Genomic DNA, 22,346 nt, shown 5'->3' with positions numbered 1-22,346 from the left:
AGGTCGTGCTCTACCAACTGAGCTATTCCCGCATACGCTGTTAGTGCGGTGCATTTTACGGGAATTTGAAATTCTGTCAATCGAAGATCTGAAAAAAAAATTCAAATGTTGAAAAAATCTTCGTTTCGGTTGAAATTACAGCAAAATTTGACTCAAGAATATAATTTTAGCTTAGTTTTCAATTTCTACTTTTATCGTGATTGGGTTTGTGACAAAATTGGAGCGTTTTGTTCGCCATTAAATCAAGAAAAGTGCGGTCAAATTTTTGCATGTTTTAGAGGTAAATTATGACACAACAATATTCTATCGATACATTATTAGCTCAAGCGGGAAATCGCAGTGATGAGCGCACTGGTGCGGTTTCAACGCCCATTTATCTTTCAACGGCTTATGGCCACCATGGGATTGGTGAAAGCACAGGGTTTGATTATACCCGCACGAAAAACCCAACACGTAGTGTTTTGGAAGATACCGTAGCAAAATTAGAAAATGGTGATCGTGGTTTTGCCTTTTCCTCTGGCATGGCGGCAATTCAAGTGCTGATGAACCTATTTAAAGGCCCTGATCAATGGATTGTGTCAAGTGATGTATATGGTGGGACTTATCGTTTATTGGATTTTGCCTATAAAAATAACAACAGCGTAAAACCCGTTTATGTGAACACCGCTTCTTTAACTGAAATTGAAGCCGCAATTACAGTGAATACAAAAGCGATTTTTATTGAAACGCCATCTAATCCATTAATGGAAGAGTGTGATGTAGCAGAAATTGCGAAATTAGCGAAAAAATACAACTTATTAATGATTGTGGATAACACCTTCTTAACTCCTGTTCTATCTCGTCCATTAGATTTAGGTGCGGATATTGTCATTCATAGTGGCACGAAATATATTGCGGGTCATAATGATAGTTTGGTGGGCTTGATTATTGCAAAAGGGCAAGAACTTTGTGATCGTATCGCTTATATTCAAAATGGTGCAGGCGCCGTACTTTCGCCATTTGATTCTTGGTTAACCGTGCGAGGAATGAAAACCCTTTCATTACGTATGAAACGCCATCAAGATAATGCGAAGGCAATTGCAGAATTTTTACGTGAACAGCCACAAATTGATAGCGTATTATATCCAAACAAAGGCGGCATGCTGTCTTTCCGTTTGAAAGATGAAAATTGGGTGAATACGTTCTTAAAATCAATCAAGTTGATTACCTTTGCTGAAAGTTTAGGCGGAACAGAAAGCTTTATTACCTATCCAGCAACCCAAACCCATATGGATATTCCAGAAGCAGAACGTGTTGCTCGTGGTATTACAAACACATTATTGCGTTTTTCTGTTGGTTTAGAAGATGTGGAAGACATCAAAGCCGATTTATTACAGGCGTTTGCACAACTTAAATAATTAGTTTTTATCAATCGGACTAATCTGTGCAATCCAATATACCTTGTGCTATTATGCACAACATTAATTAACGTTAGGTGTTGATTTGTCAGCACCTTATTAAATAAGGAAACAAAAATGAGCGAAGTATTACATATTAATGATGCAGATTTTGAAACTGTCGTTGTGCAATCTGATATCCCAGTATTAGTGGATTTCTGGGCACCATGGTGTGGCCCTTGCAAAATGATTGCGCCAATTTTAGATGAAATCGCACCTGAATTCGCAGGTAAAGCAAAAATCGTAAAAATCAACGTAGATGACAACCAATTAGTTGCAGGTCAATTTGGTGTACGTAGTATCCCAACTTTACTACTTTTCAAAAATGGCCAACTTGTTGCAACACAAGTCGGTGCGTTACCAAAAAATCAATTAGCGGCGTTTATTAATCAACACCTATAATTGAGTTATTAAACATAAAGAGCGGTCAAAAATAGCGATGTTTTTGACCGCTTTATTTTTTCTCTCGCCAATAAGTGGCAAAACGAGGTTTTCCTGAATTAGTTAATCCACGATATTTATAGGTGATTGTGGTACCAATAGGTGGTGGATTTTCGCGCTCACTCAGATTAAATCCTGAACCAATTTTGAATTTTCCACGATGGTTTTCACAGGTGAGCGATCCGAGTATATTCTCAAATTGTCCTTTCCCTTTATGATGTGCTATTACGGTGCATTCTTCATCATAAGTGCTTTTTAACTTTAAAATTTGTGTACTGCGTTTTCTTTCGTAAGGCGCATGAGGATTACGTAATACAATCCCTTCACCTTTTTTCGCTTCCACTTCATGCAAATATTCGAATAAATGTGTTTTATCTCGTATCGGAATTTGTGAAATAATCTTGATATAAGGTGTAGGGTGTTCTTTCAAATAATCTTCTAAGATTTTGAGACGTTCAAAGAGATTGCCTGATGCATTAGGCACATCGAAAACATAAAGTGTTAATTTTGCCCAATTATCACCTTTAAAGGATTTTGTGATAGAAGCAATTTCTTCAAATTGATTACGTTCACTAAATATCTCACCATCAATGGCAAAAGGCGGAAATTGAGCAGTAAAATAGGTCGGTGCGGGCAAGGGCAGCCCTTGACGACTTAATAATGTTTTGCCATCCCAATAACCTCGTACCCCATCTAATTTTTCTGACATTACCCAACCTTGAACATCTTGGTTTTCATAAGTTTCTAATAGCATTAAATCACGCTCATTCGCCCAGGTTATTTGGCTGAATAGGAGGCAAAGTAATAAGTAAATCGCTCTCATGATGTTTCCTTTTTAAATTTATTGAGTTTAAAAAGTGCGGTCATTTTTTACAGAGTTTTTAATTGAATCTGTGATTCGTATCGCAAAATAATGAGAAGTAAGCTGAAAAATAGAGAGATAAGAAAGAGCGCTAGATTATTTGAAATGAACGCTATACAATGCCAACGCGATTTCGAATTTTAATTTTTAAGGAGAATAAAATGTATTTTGATCAAATTAAAGCTGAGCTTGTGGAAGCACAAGACGTATTAAACAAGTTCGTTTCAGATGATAACAACATTAAACTCATTGAAAAAGCGGCTAAATTGTTAGCGGAAAGCTTTAAAAATGGCGGTAAAGTATTATCTTGCGGTAATGGTGGTTCTCACTGTGATGCTATGCATTTTGCCGAAGAACTAACCGGTCGCTATCGTGAAAATCGTCCTGGTTATCCTGCGATTGCGATTTCAGATGTGAGTCATTTAAGCTGTGTAAGTAATGACTTTGGTTATGAATATGTATTCTCTCGCTTTGTTGAAGCCGTGGGTAAAGAAGGCGACGTTTTATTTGGATTATCAACATCAGGCAATTCTAAAAATATCTTAAATGCGATCGAAGCGGCGAAAGCAAAAGGAATGAAAGTGATTGCGATGACAGGTAAAGATGGCGGTAAAATGGCAGGTTTAGCGGATGTTGAAATTCGTGTGCCACACTTTGGTTATGCAGATCGTATTCAAGAAATTCATATTAAAGTGATCCATATTTTAATGATGTTAGTTGAATTTGAGATGGCGAAAGAGGCCTAATTCGCGATAAGTGCGGTTTAAAATTCAATGATTTAAAGATCCCAAAAACTTTTTTGGGATTTTTTTACAAAAACACTTGCATAATTAATCATTAAAAAGTAATATTTATTCATTCTTAAGAGTCAAGAGAGGATAGCAGTAAACTTAGTATGGCGATTAGTGTTAAAAATTTGAATTTCTTTTATGGTTCATCACAGGCATTGTTTGATATCAATCTTGATGCACAAGAAGGCGATACCGTGGTGTTACTCGGACCAAGTGGGGCAGGAAAAAGTACGTTAATCCGTACATTAAATTTATTAGAAGTGCCGACCTCTGGCGAATTGCATATTGCGAATAATCATTTTGATTTGTCTAAAGCGAATAATAATCCAAAAGCTATTCGTCAACTTCGTCAAGATGTTGGTATGGTATTTCAACAATACAATCTTTGGCCGCATTTAACGGTGATTGAAAATCTGATTGAAGCGCCGAAAAAAGTGTTGGGCATTAGCGAAGAAGAAGCGAAAAAAGATGCATTAGAACTTTTAAAACGTTTACGTTTGGAAGAGCATGCCGATCGTTTCCCTCTTCACTTATCAGGCGGTCAGCAACAACGTGTTGCTATTGCTCGAGCATTAATGATGAAACCACAAGTATTGTTGTTTGATGAACCAACTGCAGCACTGGATCCTGAGATTACAGCTCAAGTTGTTGATATCATTAAAGAACTTCAACAAACAGGCATTACTCAGGTGATTGTGACCCACGAAGTGAATGTGGCACAAAAAGTGGCGACCAAGGTCGTCTATATGGAACAAGGTAAGATTATTGAAATGGGCAGTGCAGATTGCTTTGATAATCCAAAAACCGAACAATTTAAACAATATCTTTCACACTCAGAATAAGGAAACACAACATGAAAAAATTACTTTTAAGCGCAATGTTAATGGGCTCAGCTTTTGCTGCGAATGCACAAGAAATTACTTTTGCGATGGAGCCGAGCTACCCGCCATTTGAAACAACAAATGAAAAAGGTGAAATTATCGGTTTTGATGTGGATGTAGCGAATGCAATTTGTAAGGAAATCCAAGCGACTTGTCATTTCAAAAGCCAATCTTTTGATGCATTAATTCCAAGCTTGAAAGCAAAACGTTTTGATGCAGCGATTTCTGCGATGGATATTACTGAAGCGCGTGCAAAACAAGTTTCATTTTCTAATGCGTATTATGATAGCACAGCAAGTTATGTGGCTTTAAAAGGCAAAGCAGATTTAGCTTCAGCAAAAACAATTGGTGTTCAAAACGGAACAACATTCCAACAATATACTGCCGCAGAAACCAAACAATATAATGCAAAATCTTATGCAAGCTTACAAGATGCGATCTTAGACTTAAAAAATGGTCGTATTGATATCATCTTCGGTGATACTGCCGTATTGTCTGATATGATTTCTAAAGAGCCTGAAATTCAATTTGTTGGCGAGAAAGTGACTAACAAAAAATATTTCGGTAATGGTTTAGGTATCGCGGTGAATAAATCAAGTAAAGAATTGCTAGAAAGCTTAAATAAAGGTTTAGAAACCGTGAAAGCAAATGGTGAATACCAAAAAATCTATGACAAATGGATGACAAAATAATCTATGTTTTATGATTATCTTACATTAATTGGACATGCAGCCCTAATGACCTTAGGGCTTGCTATTTGCTCGTTAATTGTCGGCTTATTGCTCAGTATTATTTTTACCGCCTTAGAAGCGAATAAATATGTCTTTATTGCAAAACCAGCTTCTGTTGTGATTGCTTTATTGCGTGGTTTACCGGAAATCTTGGTGGTTCTACTGATTTATTTTGGTTCAACCCAAGTAGTAGAAATGCTGACAGGGGAGTATATCGAATTCAGCGCCTTTGGTTGTGGTGTATTTGCATTGTCTTTGATTTTTGCCTCTTATGCTTCACAAACCTTACGTGGTGCGATCCAAGCCATTCCAAAAGGGCAGTGGGAATCAGGTGCAGCGTTAGGATTAAGCCGTCCTTATACCTTCATCCATTTGATTATGCCACAAGTATGGCGACACGCTTTACCGGGCTTAAGCAATCAATGGTTAGTATTATTAAAAGATACGGCGTTGGTGTCGTTAATTGGTGTCGATGATTTAATGCGTCAGGCTGGGTATATCAATACGAACACCCATGAGCCTTTCACTTGGTATGGTATTGCTGCGTTAATTTATTTGGTGATTACGTTGATCAGCCAAGCAGGTATTCGCAAATTAGAATTACGTTTCACTCGATTTGAACGGGGAGTCGAATAATGTTTCAAGAGTATTTAGCTGTTATTGCTCAAGGTATTCCGACTAGCCTGTTGCTTACGGTCGTCGCGTTGTTTATTGCCTTTTTCTTAGCATTAGGCCTAACTTTCTTGCTTTCTATTGGCAATAAATTGGTGAAAAGTGCGGTCAATTTGTTCCTTGTTTTATTTACAGGCACCCCACTTTTAGTGCAGTTTTTCTTAATTTATGCAGGCCCTGGTCAATTCCAATGGTTGGTGGACAGCCCATTATGGGGATTATTTTCCAATGCATGGTTCTGTGCAGCGTTAGCTTTGGCTTTGAATAGTGCGGCTTATTCAACCCAATTATTCCACGGAGCAGTAAAAGCGATCTCTAAAGGTCAATGGGAAAGCTGTGCGGCATTAGGACTAAGTCGTATGCAGACTTTAAAAATTCTCATTCCTTATGCGTTAAAACGCGCACTCCCTTCTTATACCAATGAAATTATTTTGGTATTTAAAGGTACAGCATTAGCTTCTACCATTACGATCATGGATATCATGGGATACGCACGCCAACTTTACGGCACCGAATATGATGCACTCACTATCTACGGTATTGCAGGCGGTATTTACCTCATCATTACTGGTATCGCCACTTTATTACTCCGTCAATTAGAAAATAAAGTGTTGTCATTCGAACGTATTGATACCGCAAAAGCATAAAGTGCGGTCAAAAATGGAAACAAATCGGGCTGTTTAAAAATTGCCCGATTTTTTATTATAAATGCGAAGTGAATCTGTTTTTCAGGCTTATAATATAAAGTACTGAGGAGGATATTATGAAACCTATTTGTGTCGTATTAACTGGCGCAGGAATTAGTGCCGAAAGTGGTATTCCTACATTTAGAGCGGAAGATGGTTTGTGGGCGGGTCATAAAGTCGAAGAAGTTTGTACGCCTGAAGCTTTGAAGAAAAATCGAGCGAAAGTATTAGATTTCTATAACCAACGACGAAAAAATGCGGCTGCAGCTAAGCCAAATGCTGCACATATCGCCTTAGTTGAATTAGAAAAAGCCTATGATGTGAGAATTATCACGCAAAATGTGGATGATTTACATGAACGAGCAGGAAGTTCGAATGTTTTACACTTACATGGTGAACTGAATAAAGCTCGTAGTAGTTTTGATGAAAGTTATATTGTGGATTGTTTTGGCGATCAGAAATTGGAAGATAAAGATCCTAACGGTCATCCAATGCGTCCATATATTGTTTTTTTCGGTGAAATGGTGCCGATGTTAGAACGTGCAGTGGATATCGTAGAGCAAGCGGATGTCGTGTTAGTGATTGGTACTTCTTTGCAAGTGTATCCTGCGAATGGCTTAGTTAATGAAGCGCCAAGCAAAGCGCCAATTTACTTAATCGATCCGAATCCCAATACAGGATTTGTTCGTAAGCAAGTCATCGCAATAAAAGAAAAAGCGGGGAAGGGCGTACCGAAGGTAGTGAGCGTATTGTTAGATAAAATAAAAGATTCACCTATATCTAAGCAATAAAGATGGAGTATGGCCAAAATTCTTATCGTGTTTTAACCGCACTTTGTTATTTCCCCGTCAGCCAACTTGCCAATAAGATAACGATAGTAAAAATAGCCAACCAAATAAGGTGAAGTTTAGTGCTTTTTCGATTAATTTCGGCATTTTGTTGGCGTCGTTGTTCAAGTTTTTGTTTGTAAATTTCAAGATCTTCTTTAAAAGAGAACCCACAATTTGGACAAAATTGGGCAGATTCGCTGATTTTTTTACGACATTCTGGGCAGCGGGTGAGAGCCATTGATGATCCTTTTTTAATTATTTTAATTTATAAACATATTGTAAGTGAAAAAAACGTAATGATAAACGTGACATGGATCACAAAATTGAAACAATATAAAAATTAAAATTTTGATTTTGATGATTTTCACTTAGAATACCGCCGACGAAGTCTAGTATATGACTAAATTTCGGTATTCATTTATTCCTGAGGAGTATTTTTTATGTTGTGGTTTTTCTTCTGCGTGGCGTTATTGCTTGCAGGTTATTTCTTTTATAGTCGTGTAATTGAACGCATTTTTGTGATCAATCCAAATCGTCAAACGCCAGCTTATACCATGAATGATGGCGTTGACTATATGCCAATGTCTAAAACTAAGATTTGGTTAATTCAATTATTAAATATTGCAGGTACAGGTCCGATCTTTGGTCCGATTCTTGGTGCGTTATACGGACCAGTTGCAATGCTTTGGATTGTAGTGGGTTGTATCTTTGCTGGTGCGGTACACGATTATTTCTGCGGAATGTTAAGTGTGCGTAATGGTGGAGCATCTATGCCAAACCTTGCAGGTAAATACTTAGGTCGTCCAGTTAAAGCATTCATTAACGTATTAGCTGTTGTGCTTTTATTATTAGTAGGTGTGGTATTCGTAGCAAGTCCTGCTCAATTAATGGGTACGATTACAATGGATGTGTTCGGTGCTGCATCAGGTAGCATTTCTATTAGCAATGCGGAAGAAATCCATCAGGTAGCAGAATCAGGTGGTATTACCGTTTGGGGTATGGATAAAGCAACTGTTATCAGTGTTTGGACTGCTATCATCTTCATTTACTATATTCTTGCGACATTACTTCCAGTTGATAAAATCATCGGTCGTATCTACCCATTCTTCGGTGCATTATTACTCTTTATGTCTGTAGGTATGGTATATGGTTTAGTAAGTGCAGATCTTAGCTCAGCAGACCCAATTTCTTTCTATCGTTCTGTGGACGGTATGTCTTTTGAGAAATTCTTCCAAAACTTTGAAACCCGTGCAGATTTACCATTATGGCCACTCTTGTTCTTAACAATCTCTTGTGGTGCATTATCTGGTTTCCACGCAACACAAAGCCCATTAATGGCGCGTTGTACTGAAAACGAAAAAGAAGGACGTTTTATTTTCTACGGTGCGATGATCGGTGAAGGTGTAATCGCATTAGTATGGTGTGCAGTTGGTTTAAGTTTCTATGATTCTTTACCAGATTTATTAGCAGCGATTAAAGCAGGTTCTCCTTCTAAAGTGGTTTATGATTCTTCTATCCACTTCTTAGGTCTTGTTGGTGGTATTTTTGCAGTGTTAGGTGTGGTTGTTCTTCCTATTACATCTGGAGATACAGCATTCCGTGCAGCACGCCTTGTTATTGCAGAATTTTTCCATTTAGAACAAAAAACCTTAGCTAAACGTTTAATTATTGCTGTGCCATTATTCGTGGTTGGTTATATCGTATCAAAAGTGGATTTCTCTATCTTATGGCGTTACTTCACTTGGGCGAACCAAACTACTGCAATGGTTATGTTATGGACTGCAGCAGCGTACTTATACCGTTATAATAAATTCCACTGGGTATGTACAATCCCTGCGGCATTTATCAGTACTGTATGTTTTACTTATCTTGCATACAACAAAATCGGTTTCGGTTTAGACTATCAATTATCTGTTTATATCGGCTTAGGCTTAACTGTTCTTTGCTTGGTATTATTCTTCACACAGCTTAAACCATTAGGTGATCGTGATGAAGAAGCGTATGTAAATAACTAATTAAATCGAGTTAAAAATTGAAAAACCGTTTGAGGGAAACCTTAGACGGTTTTTTTGTTTATTTTATTGCCAAAATTTACCAATCTTTACGTTTTAATTGCTTGCAAGTTAAGGCTACAACCGATAAACTTACGCAAAGTGGTGAAAAGTGGAATTTTGTGGAAAATTCTGCCAAATTTTTCTAAAAATAAACGTTTAAAGGTAGAGAAATGTTTCGTGGTGCAGCAGCGGTAAATTTAGATGCGAAGGGTCGTGTAGCGATTCCTACTCGCTATCGTGCTGAAATCATGGAAAAGAACCAAGGCCAAATGGTTTGTACCGTTGATATTCGTCAGCCTTGTTTATTACTTTATCCTTTAGATGAATGGGAAAAAATCGAACAAAAACTACTTTCACTCTCCAACTTTGACCCAAATCAACGCCGTTTACAACGTGTTATGCTCGGTTATGCCACTGAATGTGAAATGGATGCGCAAGGTCGTATCTTATTAAGTGGTCCATTACGTCAACATGCAAAATTAGAAAAAGGCTTAATGTTGGTAGGGCAGTTGAATAAATTTGAAATTTGGAGTGATACCGAATGGTATGCACAAATTGATGAAGATATCGAAATTGGCTCAAGCGCTGAGTTCGGAGCTTCTGAAGAACTAAAAATGCTGTCATTATAGAACAGCAGCACTAGCAGGATAAGCGGTGCTTGCGCCGCTCTATCTTCTCTTTATCGATTTTGATTTAACTTTTACTTTTTACTTATGACTACGCAAAATTCCTTTTCTGCACCTGAACATATCACGGTTTTGCTTCACGAAGCGGTGAATGGTTTGGCGTTGAAAGAAAACGGAATTTATATCGATGGTACCTTTGGTCGTGGTGGTCATTCTCGTCTAATTCTCTCCCAACTTTCTGAAAATGGTCGTTTAATTGCTATTGATCGCGACCCGCGTGCGATTGCTGAAGCTGAAAAAATTCAAGACCCTCGTTTTCATATTGAACATAATAGCTTTTCTCACATTCCAGACATCTGTCAAAAACTCGATTTAGTTGGTAAAATTGACGGCATTTTGCTGGATTTAGGGGTGTCATCTCCACAGCTTGATGAAGCCGAGCGTGGTTTCAGTTTTATGAAAGATGGCCCGTTAGATATGCGCATGGATACCACACAAGGTTTATCAGCAGCAGAGTGGCTAAAACAAGTATCTGTTGATGATTTAACTTGGGTGTTAAAAACCTTTGGTGAAGAGCGTTTTGCAAAACGAATTGCCACTGCCATCGTAGAATTTAATAAAAGTGCGGTTAAAAATGGCACTGAATGTTTGAGTCGTACTTCTCAGCTCGCTGAGTTAATTGCTCAAGCTGTGCCATTTAAAGATAAACATAAGCATCCGGCGACGCGTAGCTTCCAAGCCATTCGAATTTATATTAATGCAGAATTAGATGAATTAGAAAGTGTATTAAATTCTGCATTAGATATGTTGGCCCCAGAAGGGCGTTTATCGATTATCAGTTTCCATTCACTTGAAGACAGAATGGTAAAACATTTCATGCGTAAGCAAAGCAAAGGCGAGGATATTCCAAGAGGTTTACCACTACGTGAAGATCAAATTCAACGTAATCAAAAATTAAAAATCATTGGTAAAGCGATTCAGCCGAGTGAGGCAGAAATTTCGGCAAATCCACGTTCAAGAAGTGCGGTTTTACGTATTGCGGAAAGGGTGAAATAAGATGTTAGAAAATAGTGAACGTTATCCTTTACAACATATTCTCGTTGAAGATATTTTTTCTTCTAATAAATTAATTGTCGTCTTACTTTTATTAATTTTAGCTTCTGCAATGGGCACAATTTGGATGACCCACCAAACAAGAGGCTTGATTTCTGAAAACGGGCAATTGGTATTACAACACCAAGCGCTTGAAAACGAATATCGCAATTTGCAATTACAAGAAGCAACCGAAAGTGATAATACAAGAGTTGAATCCATTGCAATCGGTACATTAAAAATGCAACGTGTTCAAAGTGAACAAGAAGTGGTTATTTTTGAATAGGGATTTTGAATAAAATGGTTAGATTTAATTCCTCTAAGAAACCAGGAAAGCCAAAGAAAACAATTAGAAAATTGGCTCAACCTGCGTCAGTAAAACCAAATAAACCGAAGATGGTGTTTGAGAAATGCTTCCTTCGTGGTCGTTATCTCATCGCGACAAGTTTTATTTTCTTAGGCTTAGGCGCATTAGTGGCTCGTGCTGCTTATGTGCAATCTGTTAATTCTGAAACCCTTTCTGGTGAAGCGGACAAACGTTCACTACGTAAAGATGATGTCCTCTCTGTTCGCGGCTCAATTTTAGATCGTAACGGTCAATTGTTATCGGTGAGTGTACCGATGAGTGCAATCGTGGCTGAACCGCGTTTAATGCTAAAAGAAAATGCATTAGATGATAAAGAACGTATTAAAGCCCTTGCTAACGAATTAAATATGACACCAGCCGAGTTGGTGAAAAAAATTGAGAAAAATGCAAAATCAGGCTTCTTGTATTTAGCACGTCAAGTAGAAGCGAGCAAAGCGAATTATATCCGTGAACTCAAAATTAAAGGTATCTCATTAGAGACAGAACCACGTCGTTTTTATCCTCGTGTAGAAGAGGCGGCTCAATTAATTGGCTTTACTAACATTGATGGTAAAGGGATTGAAGGGGTTGAGGCAAGCTTCAATTCAATGTTAGTGGGTAAAGACGGTGCGCGTGTTGTTCGTAAAGACAAACGTGGTAATGTGGTTGAACATATTGCTGATGAGAAAAAATACGATGCACAAGATGTCACCTTAAGTATTGATGAAAAGTTACAATCCATGGTGTATCGTGAAATCAAAAAAGCGGTAACAGAGAACAAAGCAGAATCAGGCACAGCCGTATTGGTGGATGTACGTACGGGTGAAGTATTAGCTATGGCAACTGCGCCTTCTTACAATCCGAATAATCTAAACAATGTAAAAGATGAGTTAAAACGTAACCGTGCGATTACGGATACATTTGAACCTGGTTCAACCGTAAAACCTTTCGTTGTTTTGACCGCACTTCAACGCGGTGCGGTGAGACGTGATGAAGTGATTAATACAGGTTCATTTACAGTAAGTGGTAAAGAAATTGTTGACGTAGCACCTCGTCCACAACAAACATTAGATGAAATTTTGATTAACTCCAGTAACCGTGGTGTGAGCCGTCTTGCTTTACGTATGCCACCTTCGGCATTAATGGAAACTTACCAAAATGCAGGTTTAGGTAAAGATACTGAGTTAGGCTTAATCGGTGAGCAGCGTGGCGTATTAAATGCAAACCGTAAACGTTGGGCAGATATCGAACGTGCAACTGTTGCTTACGGTTATGGTATTACTTCAACACCATTACAAATTGCGCGTGCCTATGCTACTTTAGGTAGCTTCGGGATTTATCGCCCACTTTCTATTACTAAAGTAGATCCGCCAGTCATTGGTCAACGTGTATTCTCTGAGAAAATTACGAAAGACGTCGTGGGTATGTTAGAAAAAGTCGCGATCAAAAATAAACGTGCGATGGTTGAAGGTTATCGTGTTGGTGCGAAAACAGGTACAGCGCGTAAAATTGAAAATGGTCACTATGTTAAGAAATATGTGGCATTTACAGCGGGTATTGCACCAATTAGTGATCCACGTTATGCATTAGTTATTTTGATTAACGATCCGAAAGCAGGGCAGTACTATGGTGGTGCGGTATCTGCACCGGTGTTCTCTAGCATTATGGGTTATACCTTACGTGCTAATGGTATTGCACCAGATGCAGAACCAACAGAAAAAACAGCAAGACGTACCGTTCGCTTAAGCGATCAAAAATTTGAAAAAATGAATTAAGAAAAGGCAAAACAATGAAAAAATTGACCGCACTTTTTGATCTTCCGGTGCTTTCAGACATTAATGTGAAGGCAATGGTGTTAGATAGCCGCAAAGTGACTCAAGGAGATCTATTTGTGGCAGTAAAAGGGCATCGTTTTGATGCGAGTCAATTTGTTCCTCAAGCCATCTCTTCTGGTGCAAGTGCGGTCGTTTTAGAAACAGATTTAGAAAACGAGCATTTAAGCATCCAATGGCAAAATAATGTGCCTGTGATTCATTACTATCATTTATCTACCAATCTTTCTGCATTGGCTGGTAAATTCTATGAACATCCTTCCGAAAAACTGACTTTAGTTGGTGTAACTGGAACAAACGGTAAAACCACCGTTTCTCAATTATTAGCTCAATGGGCAAGCTTATTAGGACATAAAGTTGCTGTCATGGGCACCATTGGCAATGGTTTATTAGGTCAAGTCAAAGAAGCAAAAAATACCACAGGCTCAGCCGTTGAAGTTCAAGAAAACCTTGCTGATTTTGTAGAGAATGGGGCAGATTTTGCTTCTATCGAAGTGTCTTCACATGGTTTAGTTCAACACCGTGTTGAAGCCCTTAAATTTAAAGCCGCCATTTTTACCAATTTAAGTCGTGATCACTTGGATTATCACGAGACTATGGAAAAGTATGCAGAAGCTAAAAAACGCTTTTTCATTGATTTAGCGCCCGAATTACAAATTCTTAATGCTGACGATCCAATTGGAGCCGCATGGTTAAGTGAATTACCAAATGGTATCGCAGTCAGCTGTCACCCAGATTTCCATCCAACATCTAAACAATGGCTTTATGCTACGCAAATTCGTTTTACTCATGAAGGTGCAGTCATTGATGTTGCATCAAGTTGGGGAAATGGCACATTACATAGCCCATTAATTGGCGCTTTTAACGTGAGTAATCTGTTGTTAGCCTCGGCTGTTTTATTGGCTTTAGGTTATTCTTTCGATGATCTTATCCATACGGTTTCACAGTTAAAGGGAGTAAATGGAAGAATGGAATTAATTAAAAAAGCAGGAAAACCGACCGTTATCGTTGATTATGCACATACTCCGGATGCATTAGAGAAAGCCTTAAATGCAGCCCGTGAACATTGCAAAGGTAACCTTTGGTGTATCTTTGGTTGTGGCGGTGATCGTGATGCGGGCAAGCGTCCGCTGATGGCAAAAGCTGCTGAACAGTTTGCAGATTTAGTGATCGTAACCCAAGATAATCCACGTACAGAAGACCCAAATAAAATTGAAGCAGATATCCTTACGGGATTTAGCCGTATGGAAGATGTTGGTGTAATTCCAGATCGTGAAGAAGCCATTAAATTTACCATTGAGAACGCCGTTGAAGATGACGTGATCGTGATTGCCGGTAAAGGCCATGAAAACTATCAGATCATTGGGGATAAAACACTTCATTTCTCCGATCAAGAAGTGGCTGAAGCCTATTTAACGAAAAAATAAACATAATGATTAAACTTACTACCCAACAGCTTGCCCAAATTTTAAATGCCAATCTTATTGGTGATGGGCAGGCCGTTGTTGAAAATATCAATACAGATACGCGCAAAGCGGTATTTAACTCGCTTTTCTTTGCATTAAAAGGTGAGCATTTTGATGCGCATCAATACTTAGATAAAGCCGTTGAGCAAGGTGCGACAGCCTTAGTTGTGCAAAAAGTTAACACTAACATTTCAACACCACAATTAGTTGTTTCAGATACGCGTTTAGCCCTTGGTCAATTAGCAAAATGGTTACGTGAAAAAATTAATCCTCGTACCGTAGCGATGACTGGTTCATCAGGTAAAACCACAGTGAAAGAGATGACTGCATCGATTTTGCAACAAACAGCAGGCAACCCTGAAGCCGTGTTATTCACGAATGGTAATTTCAACAACGATATTGGCGTGCCATTAACGTTATTACGCTTAACCGAACAACATAAATTTGCTGTTATTGAATTAGGTGCAAATCATCAAGGTGAAATTGATTACACCACGCATCTTGCGCAGCCAGAAGCTGCATTAGTTAATAACGTGGCAGCCGCACATTTAGAAGGTTTTGGCTCAATTGAGGGTGTAGCGCGTGCGAAAGGTGAAATCTATCGCGGTTTAACCCCAAATGGTATGGCCATTATTAACAGCGAACATAATTATATTGAATTGTGGCAAAAAGAAATTGGCTCTCATGCCATTCAATATTTTAATGGTGGCGATTACAAAGCTGAAAACGTAGAACATTCACCTAATGGCTCAACGTTTATGTTAGTTTCCCCAAAAGGTGGCATTGAGATTAATTTGCCTTATTTAGGTGAGCATAATGTAAAAAATGCGTTGGCAGCAACGGCTCTTGCTATGAATGTGGGCGCAAGTCTTGCTGATGTTAAAGCGGGTCTTGAACACCGTTCTCAAGTAAAAGGACGCTTATTCCCGATTCAAGTGAATGAAAATCTGCTGTTATTAGATGATACCTACAATGCGAATGTGGATTCTTTACAAGCCGCGATTGATGTTTTAAAAGGTTATGATGCTTTCCGTATTCTACTTGTGGGTGATATGAAAGAATTAGGTGAGGATAGCCTAAAATGTCATCAACAAGTGGGCGAGCACGCAAAACAAGCTAAATTAGATTTGGTACTTTCTTATGGAACAGAAAGTGCGGTCATTTCTGAGGCTGTTTTGGGAAAACATTTTAAAGATAAAGCTGAATTGACAGCTTATGCGTTAGATATTATTAAACAGAAATTACAAGAAAACCAAAAAGTCGTCGTATTAGCGAAAGGCTCGCGCTCAATGAAAATGGAAGAGACGATTTATTCATTAAAGGATAGCTTATGTTAGTTTGGCTTGCTGAATATTTAGTTCGTTATGAAACGGCATTCAATGCCATTTCCTATATTACCGTACGTGCGATTTTGGCATTATTGACCGCACTTTTCATTTCTTTATGGATTGGTCCGAAAGTGATCAAACGCCTTCAAATCTTAAAATTTGGTCAAGAAGTGCGTAATGACGGTCCTGAAAGTCACTTTGCGAAAAAAGGTACGCCAACCATGGGCGGTGTGATGATTTTATTCTCCATCGGTGTAAGTACGTTATTATGGGCTAACTTAACGAATCCTTATGTTTGGATTTGTTTATTTGTGTTATTTGGCTATGGTGCAATTGGCTTTGTGGATGATTTCCGTAAAATCACGCGTAAAAATACAGACGGTTTAATTGCGCGTTGGAAATATTTCTGGATGTCTGTTGTGGCATTAGTGGCGATCATTTGGTTGTATTGGTTAGGTCATGATACCGATGCAACTCGTTTAGTCATTCCATTCTTTAAAGATATCATGCCACAATTAGGTTTATTCTATATTGTGTTGTCTTACTTTGTGATTGTGGGCACAGGGAATGCGGTAAACTTAACCGACGGTTTAGATGGTCTTGCAATTATGCCAACAGCGTTAGTGGCTGGTGCATTTGCTTTAATCGCATGGGCGACCGGTAACGTTAATTTCGCAGAATACTTACATATCCCTTATATCAAATATAGTTCTGAAGTGGTGGTGTTCTGTACCGCAATCGTAGGCGCAGGCTTAGGATTCTTATGGTTTAATACTTATCCAGCTCAAGTCTTTATGGGCGATGTCGGCTCTCTTGCACTAGGTGGCGCACTTGGTGTCGTTGCTATCCTTGTTCGTCAAGAGTTCTTATTAGTGATTATGGGCGGTGTATTTGTTGTTGAAGCCTTGTCCGTGATTTTACAAGTGGGTTCTTATAAATTAAGAAAACAACGTATTTTTAGAATGGCGCCGATTCATCATCACTTTGAATTAAAAGGTTGGCCAGAACCAAGAGTGATTATTCGGTTTTGGATTATTTCCTTGATGTTGGTGTTGATGGGGCTTGTAACGCTCAAACTAAGATAATTTTTGTAGGGTGCACTTGTTGCACCCTGCGTGATCCCAGAATACGAGAGAAGAAAAACAACATGACAACTCTATATCAAAATAAAACTATCACCATTATAGGCCTTGGGAAAACAGGCCTTTCTTGCGTTGAATATCTTCAATCTCAACAAGCTAACATTCGTGTAATTGATACTCGCCAACATCCAGCAGGTGCGGATAAATTACCTAAAAATGTTCCCTTACATACAGGTAGCCTAAATCAACAATGGTTACTTGAAAGCGATATTATTGTCATTAGCCCAGGACTCGCGGTAAAAACACCTGAAATTCAGACCGCACTTTCAGCGGGTGTGGAAGTGATTGGGGATATCGAATTATTCTGTCGAGCTGCCACCAAGCCAATTGTCGGGATTACAGGCTCTAACGGTAAAAGCACTGTAACAACATTAGTCTATGAAATGGCAAAAGTGGCGGGAATAAAAGTGGGTATGGGTGGAAACATTGGCATCCCTGCGTTGTCATTATTAAATGAAGATTGCGATCTTTATGTATTAGAACTTTCCAGTTTCCAACTTGAAACCACTTATAGTTTGAAAGCGGCTGCAGCGACGGTACTTAATGTGACTGAAGATCACATGGATCGCTATGTGGATTTAGAAGATTATCACCAAGCCAAATTACGCATTTACCACAATGCAGAAACTGCGGTGGTGAATTTAGAAGACAAACTCACTTTTGGCGAAGGTGAAAATCAAGCTAAGAAAGTGGTGTCTTTTGCTGAAAATCAAGCGGATTACTGGCTAAAAACCGAAAACGGTAAACAGTACTTAATGGCGAAAGAAGAAGTGATTTTACCTTGTAGTGAAGCCACTTTAGTTGGTCGTCATAATTACATGAATATTTTAGCCGCAACAGCATTAGCACAAGCTGTAGGCATAAATTTAGAGGCAATTCGAACCGCACTTCGTCAATTTAAAGGCCTAGATCATCGTTTCCAATTGGCCCATCAAGCGAATGGTGTTCGTTGGATCAATGATTCTAAAGCGACTAATGTCGGCAGTACCGTTGCGGCATTGGCTGGTTTATATGTTGAAGGAACATTACATCTTTTATTAGGTGGTGATGGTAAAGGCGCAGATTTTTCTGAACTCGCTGATTTAATCAATCAACCTCATATTTCAACATATTGTTTTGGTCGTGATGGTAAACAACTTGCAGCACTTTCAAGTCAAAGCCATTTGTTTGAAACCATGGAACAAGCCATTTCATTTTTACGACCACGTTTAAAATCAGGTGATATGGTGTTATTATCTCCTGCTTGTGCAAGTTTGGATCAATTTGCCTCTTTTGAAAAACGTGGCGAAGAGTTTACTCGTTTAGCAAAATTAGCTTAAAGAATTAGGGTAGTAATGGAATTTATCAATAAAATTAAACAAAATTATGAGCAATGGGCGAGAGTGACGCCGCAAGGATTACTTTACGATCGCGCATTGTTTTGGCTTTTTGTCGTGCTATTGCTGATTGGTTTGGTAGCAGTAACTTCTGCTTCGATGCCTTACAGTGCACGTGTATTTAATGATACATTCTATTTTGCTAAACGTGATGCCGTTTATGTCTTGCTTTCTTTAGCAACTTGCTATTTAACTCTCCAAATTTCTTCTTCCCAATGGGAAAAGTGGCACGCAAAAGTTTTCTTATTAGCTATTGTTTTACTCATACTGGTTCTTGGTATTGGGACTTCTGTTAATGGTGCTAAACGTTGGATTTCTTTAGGGATTTTAAATTTCCAGCCTGCGGAGTTTGCGAAGTTAGCGTTAACCTGTTTCCTCGCGAGCTATTTTACGCGTCGTTATGATGAAGTACGTGGTAAAAAATTCAGTGCAGCTAAGCCTTTCATTGTGATGGGCGTATTAGGGATATTCTTACTAGCTCAGCCTGACTTAGGGAGTACCGTTGTACTTTTCGTTATTACCTTTGGCATGCTTTTTATTGTCGGTGCGAATTTTTGGCAATTTATTTTGCTAATTGGTACAGGCATACTTCTCTTTGTATGGCTGGTTCTCTCTGCCTCTTATCGTTTAAAACGGTTTACCGGTTTCTTAGAGCCGTTTAAAGATCCTTACGGAACAGGATTCCAGTTAACGAATTCATTGATGGCGTTTGGTCGTGGTGAAATTAGTGGGGAAGGGCTCGGTAACTCTATTCAAAAACTCGATTATCTTCCTGAAGCACATACTGACTTTATCATGGCGATTATTGGTGAAGAATTCGGTTTTATTGGTATTTTTGTTGTTGTCATTCTCTTGGGTTTATTGATTTTCCGCGCGATGAAAATCGGACGTGAATCACTCATGTTAGAACAGCGTTTCCGTGGTTTTTTTGCTTTGGGTATTAGTTTCTGGATTTTCTTCCAAGGGTTTGTCAATCTCGGTATGGCATTAGGGATGTTACCGACAAAAGGTTTAACTTTCCCGTTAGTGAGTTACGGCGGTTCAAGTATCATTATTATGTCGGCAACCGTAGGGATTTTATTGCGTATTGACCATGAAAATAGATTACAACGTGGTGGTCAAGCACGTTTGAGAGATGATTAGGGATATTTATGAGTAAAAAATTATTAGTTATGGCGGGCGGTACGGGTGGACATGTTTTCCCCGCCATCGCTGTTGCTCAAACTTTACAAAAAGAAGGTTGGGAAATTTGCTGGTTAGGCACAAAAGATCGAATGGAAGCACAACTTGTACCAAAACATGGTATTCCAATTCGTTTTATTCAAATTTCAGGGTTACGTGGTAAAGGCATTAAAGCATTACTTGGTGCCCCTTTTGCTATTTTAAGAGCGGTATTGCAAGCTCGTAAAATTATTCAAGAATATCAACCTAATGCGGTATTAGGTATGGGCGGTTATGTATCTGGCCCAGGTGGCATCGCTGCAAAACTTTGTGGTGTGCCGGTTATTTTACATGAACAAAATGCCGTAGCGGGCTTAACCAATGAATGGTTAGCAAAAATTGCAACCCGAGTTTTACAAGCTTTCCCAACGGCATTCAAAGATGCCGAAGTGGTAGGAAACCCGGTTCGCCAAGATTTATTTGAAATGCCATCACCACAAGCGCGTTTTTCAGAAAGAAGTGGAAAACTGAGAGTGCTTGTCGTGGGGGGGAGCCAAGGTGCTCGCGTGCTCAATCAAACGATTCCACAAGTGGTTGCGCGTTTGGCAGATAAATTAGAAGTACGTCATCAAGTGGGTAAAGGTTCTGTTGAAAGTGTGACCGCACTTTATGGTGAACACGCCGGTTCGGTCAAAATTACAGAATTTATTGATGATATGGCAGAAGCCTATGCCTGGGCGGATGTGGTGATTTGTCGTTCTGGTGCCTTAACAGTATGTGAATTAGCTGCAGTGGGGACTCCAGCAATTTTCGTACCATTCCAGCATAAAGATCAACAACAATATTTAAATGCAAAATATCTTGCCGATGTCGGTGCAGCAAAAATTGTTCAACAAAATGAATTAAATGCGAATGTGTTAGTTGATTTCTTAGAAAAAATAGATCGTGAAACCTTGTTAGCGATGGCGATTAAAGCAAAAGAAATGTCAGCACCATTAGCGGCTAAACGTGTAGCTGATGTCATCGTAGAGAATGCGAAATAAGAACAGAGAAGTTAAGGGGAGTAAATAAACCCTTGATCTAAAAGTGCGGTTAAAAGTAAAGGTGAAATAATATGAAACATATTTCGGACGAAATTAGAAAGATTATCCCTGAGATGCGTCGGGTTCAACAAATTCATTTCATTGGTATCGGTGGTGCTGGTATGAGTGGAATTGCCGAAATTTTATTAAATGAAGGTTATGATATCTCTGGTTCCGATATTGCAGATGGTGTTGTGACTCAGCGTCTTGCTCAAGCAGGCGCAAAAATTTTCATTGGTCACCAAGCGGAAAATGTGCAAGGGGCAAGTGTAGTAGTTGTATCAAGTGCGATCCATGAAGATAACCCTGAATTAATCGCCGCAAAACAAAATCGTATTCCAGTGATTCAGCGAGCACAAATGTTGGCTGAAATTATGCGTTTCCGTCATGGTATTGCGGTAGCAGGTACCCATGGTAAAACCACTACTACAGCTATGATTTCGATGATTTATACTCAAGCGAAACTGGATCCAACTTTCGTTAATGGTGGTTTAGTTAAATCAGCCGGTAAAAATGCGCATTTAGGTGCAAGTCGTTATTTAATCGCTGAAGCAGATGAAAGTGATGCCTCTTTCTTACACTTACAGCCGATGGTTTCTGTTGTGACCAATATTGAACCGGATCATATGGATACCTATGAAGGTGACTTTGAGAAAATGAAAGCCACCTATGTAAAATTCTTACATAACTTACCGTTCTACGGTTTAGCGGTGATGTGCGCAGATGATGCGGTATTAATGGAACTTGTTCCTCAAGTTGGTCGCCAAGTATTAACCTATGGCTTCAGTGAACATGCTGATTATCGTATCGAAGATTATGAACAAACCGGTTTCCAAGGTCATTACACCGTAGTTTGTCCAAGTGGTGAACGTATTAATGTATTATTAAATGTACCGGGTAAACACAATGCGTTAAACGCAACCGCAGCACTTGCAGTAGCAAAAGAAGAAGGCATTGGCAATGAAGCAATTTTAGAAGCGCTTGCTGATTTCCAAGGTGCGGGCAGACGTTTCGACCAATTAGGCGAGTTTATTCGTCCAAATGGTAAAGTACGCTTAGTGGATGATTATGGTCATCACCCAACAGAAGTTGGCGTGACAATCAAAGCAGCACGTGAAGGCTGGGGAGATAAACGTATTGTGATGATTTTCCAACCACACCGTTATTCACGTACTCGCGATTTATTTGATGATTTCGTGCAGGTATTATCCCAAGTGGATGCATTGATTATGTTAGATGTTTATGCGGCAGGGGAAACGCCAATCGTTGGTGCAGATAGTAAAGCACTTTGTCGTTCTATTCGTAATCTAGGAAAAGTTGATCCAATTTTAGTTTCAGATACGGAACAACTCGGTGATGTGTTAGATCAAATTATTCAAGATGGCGATTTAATTCTTGCCCAAGGTGCGGGAAGTGTAAGCAAAATTTCTCGTGGTTTAGCAGAGCGTTGGAAAGCATAAATACATCGAAAAATAACCGCACTTTTAATGAAAAATAAAAAGAAAACAGGA

At 38.9% G+C, this 22,346-nt stretch carries 22 protein-coding genes; 20 read left to right on the top strand and 2 right to left on the bottom strand.

Going from position 1 to position 22,346, the window contains the following annotated elements; all coding sequences use genetic code 11:
• The first annotated feature begins 287 nt into the window (after positions 1–287).
• Both HMPREF2750_RS07950 and trxA read left to right on the top strand, forming a co-directional pair.
• Positions 288–1,397 (top strand): methionine biosynthesis PLP-dependent protein, encoded by a 1,110-nt coding sequence (locus HMPREF2750_RS07950; protein ID WP_070583328.1) that lies wholly within the window; start codon positions 288–290, stop codon positions 1,395–1,397.
• Positions 1,398–1,514: 117 nt separating this feature from the next.
• Positions 1,515–1,838, top strand: coding sequence for a thioredoxin (trxA, locus tag HMPREF2750_RS07945; protein WP_070583326.1), 324 nt, complete (start codon positions 1,515–1,517; stop codon positions 1,836–1,838).
• 52 nt (positions 1,839–1,890) lie between these two features.
• Here trxA and HMPREF2750_RS07940 read toward each other — a convergent pair whose 3' ends face one another.
• Complete coding sequence (locus tag HMPREF2750_RS07940; protein WP_070583325.1) at positions 1,891–2,700, bottom strand: DNA ligase; 810 nt, start codon at positions 2,698–2,700, stop codon at positions 1,891–1,893.
• Positions 2,701–2,900: 200 nt separating this feature from the next.
• Between HMPREF2750_RS07940 and lpcA the strand changes: the two genes are divergently transcribed.
• The 6 genes from lpcA to HMPREF2750_RS07910 all read left to right on the top strand — a co-directional run bounded on the left by lpcA (position 2,901) and on the right by HMPREF2750_RS07910 (position 7,291).
• Positions 2,901–3,485, top strand: a complete 585-nt coding sequence (gene lpcA / locus HMPREF2750_RS07935; protein WP_014065007.1) for a D-sedoheptulose 7-phosphate isomerase — start codon at positions 2,901–2,903, stop codon at positions 3,483–3,485.
• A 149-nt stretch (positions 3,486–3,634) separates the two neighbouring features.
• Positions 3,635–4,372 carry an arginine ABC transporter ATP-binding protein ArtP gene (gene artP / locus HMPREF2750_RS07930; RefSeq protein ID WP_070583323.1) on the top strand — a complete coding sequence of 246 codons (738 nt, stop codon included), beginning with the start codon at positions 3,635–3,637 and terminating at the stop codon, positions 4,370–4,372.
• 11 nt (positions 4,373–4,383) lie between these two features.
• Complete coding sequence (locus HMPREF2750_RS07925; RefSeq protein ID WP_049370084.1) at positions 4,384–5,103, top strand: arginine ABC transporter substrate-binding protein; 720 nt, start codon at positions 4,384–4,386, stop codon at positions 5,101–5,103.
• Between the two features lie 3 nt (positions 5,104–5,106).
• Positions 5,107–5,778, top strand: coding sequence for an arginine ABC transporter permease ArtQ (gene artQ, locus HMPREF2750_RS07920; RefSeq protein WP_005696554.1), 672 nt, complete (start codon positions 5,107–5,109; stop codon positions 5,776–5,778).
• Positions 5,778–6,461, top strand: coding sequence for an arginine ABC transporter permease ArtM (gene artM, locus HMPREF2750_RS07915; RefSeq protein ID WP_049375226.1), 684 nt, complete (start codon positions 5,778–5,780; stop codon positions 6,459–6,461). The genes artQ and artM overlap by 1 nt, the downstream gene beginning before the upstream one ends.
• Positions 6,462–6,577: 116 nt before the next feature.
• A complete protein-coding gene (locus HMPREF2750_RS07910) occupies positions 6,578–7,291 on the top strand; it encodes an SIR2 family NAD-dependent protein deacylase (protein WP_070583322.1) in 714 nt (237 codons plus the stop codon).
• A 46-nt stretch (positions 7,292–7,337) separates the two neighbouring features.
• Here the strand turns inward: HMPREF2750_RS07910 and HMPREF2750_RS07905 are convergent, their stop codons facing one another.
• Positions 7,338–7,568, bottom strand: coding sequence for a zinc ribbon domain-containing protein (locus tag HMPREF2750_RS07905; RefSeq protein ID WP_070583320.1), 231 nt, complete (start codon positions 7,566–7,568; stop codon positions 7,338–7,340).
• A 202-nt stretch (positions 7,569–7,770) separates the two neighbouring features.
• Between HMPREF2750_RS07905 and HMPREF2750_RS07900 the strand changes: the two genes are divergently transcribed.
• The 12 genes from HMPREF2750_RS07900 (at position 7,771) to murC (ending at position 22,295) form a co-directional block, all read left to right on the top strand.
• On the top strand, positions 7,771–9,345 hold the full coding sequence (locus HMPREF2750_RS07900; RefSeq protein ID WP_070583318.1) for a carbon starvation CstA family protein: 1,575 nt from the start codon (positions 7,771–7,773) through the stop codon (positions 9,343–9,345).
• Positions 9,346–9,554: 209 nt separating this feature from the next.
• Complete coding sequence (gene mraZ / locus HMPREF2750_RS07895) at positions 9,555–10,013, top strand: division/cell wall cluster transcriptional repressor MraZ (protein WP_005696540.1); 459 nt, start codon at positions 9,555–9,557, stop codon at positions 10,011–10,013.
• A gap of 84 nt (positions 10,014–10,097) precedes the next feature.
• A complete protein-coding gene (gene rsmH / locus HMPREF2750_RS07890) occupies positions 10,098–11,066 on the top strand; it encodes a 16S rRNA (cytosine(1402)-N(4))-methyltransferase RsmH (RefSeq protein WP_049366207.1) in 969 nt (322 codons plus the stop codon).
• A 1-nt stretch (position 11,067) separates the two neighbouring features.
• Entirely contained in the window at positions 11,068–11,388 is a 321-nt protein-coding gene (ftsL, locus tag HMPREF2750_RS07885; RefSeq protein WP_005696538.1) for a cell division protein FtsL, read from the top strand.
• 14 nt (positions 11,389–11,402) lie between these two features.
• A complete protein-coding gene (locus tag HMPREF2750_RS07880; RefSeq protein ID WP_070583316.1) occupies positions 11,403–13,223 on the top strand; it encodes a penicillin-binding transpeptidase domain-containing protein in 1,821 nt (606 codons plus the stop codon).
• Between the two features lie 14 nt (positions 13,224–13,237).
• Positions 13,238–14,707, top strand: coding sequence for a UDP-N-acetylmuramoyl-L-alanyl-D-glutamate--2,6-diaminopimelate ligase (murE, locus tag HMPREF2750_RS07875; RefSeq protein ID WP_070583314.1), 1,470 nt, complete (start codon positions 13,238–13,240; stop codon positions 14,705–14,707).
• 5 nt (positions 14,708–14,712) lie between these two features.
• Positions 14,713–16,083 carry a UDP-N-acetylmuramoyl-tripeptide--D-alanyl-D-alanine ligase gene (gene murF, locus HMPREF2750_RS07870; protein WP_070583313.1) on the top strand — a complete coding sequence of 457 codons (1,371 nt, stop codon included), beginning with the start codon at positions 14,713–14,715 and terminating at the stop codon, positions 16,081–16,083.
• Complete coding sequence (gene mraY / locus HMPREF2750_RS07865; RefSeq protein ID WP_005696533.1) at positions 16,077–17,159, top strand: phospho-N-acetylmuramoyl-pentapeptide-transferase; 1,083 nt, start codon at positions 16,077–16,079, stop codon at positions 17,157–17,159. Before murF ends, mraY begins: the two co-directional genes overlap by 7 nt.
• Before the next feature lie 62 nt (positions 17,160–17,221).
• Positions 17,222–18,535 carry a UDP-N-acetylmuramoyl-L-alanine--D-glutamate ligase gene (murD, locus tag HMPREF2750_RS07860; protein WP_070583311.1) on the top strand — a complete coding sequence of 438 codons (1,314 nt, stop codon included), beginning with the start codon at positions 17,222–17,224 and terminating at the stop codon, positions 18,533–18,535.
• 15 nt (positions 18,536–18,550) lie between these two features.
• Positions 18,551–19,735 carry a putative lipid II flippase FtsW gene (gene ftsW / locus HMPREF2750_RS07855; RefSeq protein WP_070583309.1) on the top strand — a complete coding sequence of 395 codons (1,185 nt, stop codon included), beginning with the start codon at positions 18,551–18,553 and terminating at the stop codon, positions 19,733–19,735.
• A gap of 8 nt (positions 19,736–19,743) precedes the next feature.
• On the top strand, positions 19,744–20,796 hold the full coding sequence (murG, locus tag HMPREF2750_RS07850) for an undecaprenyldiphospho-muramoylpentapeptide beta-N-acetylglucosaminyltransferase (protein WP_049373923.1): 1,053 nt from the start codon (positions 19,744–19,746) through the stop codon (positions 20,794–20,796).
• Positions 20,797–20,867: 71 nt separating this feature from the next.
• Positions 20,868–22,295 (top strand): UDP-N-acetylmuramate--L-alanine ligase, encoded by a 1,428-nt coding sequence (murC, locus tag HMPREF2750_RS07845; protein ID WP_070583307.1) that lies wholly within the window; start codon positions 20,868–20,870, stop codon positions 22,293–22,295.
• Positions 22,296–22,346: the final 51 nt, after the last annotated feature.

Origin of the sequence: Haemophilus sp. HMSC066D02, assembly GCF_001810545.1 — a bacterium.
Classification (GTDB): domain Bacteria; phylum Pseudomonadota; class Gammaproteobacteria; order Enterobacterales; family Pasteurellaceae; genus Haemophilus_D.
Note: the sequence above shows the minus strand (reverse complement) of the source record. Positions and strands in the feature narration are given on the sequence as shown.

Excerpts from the sequence above, each read along its gene's own strand:
- HMPREF2750_RS07950 (WP_070583328.1), top strand. The coding sequence starts at position 288 with ATGACACAACAATATTCTATCGATACATTATTAGCTCAAGCGGGAAAT.
- trxA (WP_070583326.1), top strand. The coding sequence starts at position 1,515 with ATGAGCGAAGTATTACATATTAATGATGCAGATTTTGAAACTGTCGTT.
- HMPREF2750_RS07940 (WP_070583325.1), bottom strand. The coding sequence starts at position 2,700 with ATGAGAGCGATTTACTTATTACTTTGCCTCCTATTCAGCCAAATAACC.
- lpcA (WP_014065007.1), top strand. The coding sequence starts at position 2,901 with ATGTATTTTGATCAAATTAAAGCTGAGCTTGTGGAAGCACAAGACGTA.
- artP (WP_070583323.1), top strand. The coding sequence starts at position 3,635 with ATGGCGATTAGTGTTAAAAATTTGAATTTCTTTTATGGTTCATCACAG.
- HMPREF2750_RS07925 (WP_049370084.1), top strand. The coding sequence starts at position 4,384 with ATGAAAAAATTACTTTTAAGCGCAATGTTAATGGGCTCAGCTTTTGCT.
- artQ (WP_005696554.1), top strand. The coding sequence starts at position 5,107 with ATGTTTTATGATTATCTTACATTAATTGGACATGCAGCCCTAATGACC.
- artM (WP_049375226.1), top strand. The coding sequence starts at position 5,778 with ATGTTTCAAGAGTATTTAGCTGTTATTGCTCAAGGTATTCCGACTAGC.
- HMPREF2750_RS07910 (WP_070583322.1), top strand. The coding sequence starts at position 6,578 with ATGAAACCTATTTGTGTCGTATTAACTGGCGCAGGAATTAGTGCCGAA.
- HMPREF2750_RS07905 (WP_070583320.1), bottom strand. The coding sequence starts at position 7,568 with ATGGCTCTCACCCGCTGCCCAGAATGTCGTAAAAAAATCAGCGAATCT.
- HMPREF2750_RS07900 (WP_070583318.1), top strand. The coding sequence starts at position 7,771 with ATGTTGTGGTTTTTCTTCTGCGTGGCGTTATTGCTTGCAGGTTATTTC.
- mraZ (WP_005696540.1), top strand. The coding sequence starts at position 9,555 with ATGTTTCGTGGTGCAGCAGCGGTAAATTTAGATGCGAAGGGTCGTGTA.
- rsmH (WP_049366207.1), top strand. The coding sequence starts at position 10,098 with ATGACTACGCAAAATTCCTTTTCTGCACCTGAACATATCACGGTTTTG.
- ftsL (WP_005696538.1), top strand. The coding sequence starts at position 11,068 with ATGTTAGAAAATAGTGAACGTTATCCTTTACAACATATTCTCGTTGAA.
- HMPREF2750_RS07880 (WP_070583316.1), top strand. The coding sequence starts at position 11,403 with ATGGTTAGATTTAATTCCTCTAAGAAACCAGGAAAGCCAAAGAAAACA.
- murE (WP_070583314.1), top strand. The coding sequence starts at position 13,238 with ATGAAAAAATTGACCGCACTTTTTGATCTTCCGGTGCTTTCAGACATT.
- murF (WP_070583313.1), top strand. The coding sequence starts at position 14,713 with ATGATTAAACTTACTACCCAACAGCTTGCCCAAATTTTAAATGCCAAT.
- mraY (WP_005696533.1), top strand. The coding sequence starts at position 16,077 with ATGTTAGTTTGGCTTGCTGAATATTTAGTTCGTTATGAAACGGCATTC.
- murD (WP_070583311.1), top strand. The coding sequence starts at position 17,222 with ATGACAACTCTATATCAAAATAAAACTATCACCATTATAGGCCTTGGG.
- ftsW (WP_070583309.1), top strand. The coding sequence starts at position 18,551 with ATGGAATTTATCAATAAAATTAAACAAAATTATGAGCAATGGGCGAGA.
- murG (WP_049373923.1), top strand. The coding sequence starts at position 19,744 with ATGAGTAAAAAATTATTAGTTATGGCGGGCGGTACGGGTGGACATGTT.
- murC (WP_070583307.1), top strand. The coding sequence starts at position 20,868 with ATGAAACATATTTCGGACGAAATTAGAAAGATTATCCCTGAGATGCGT.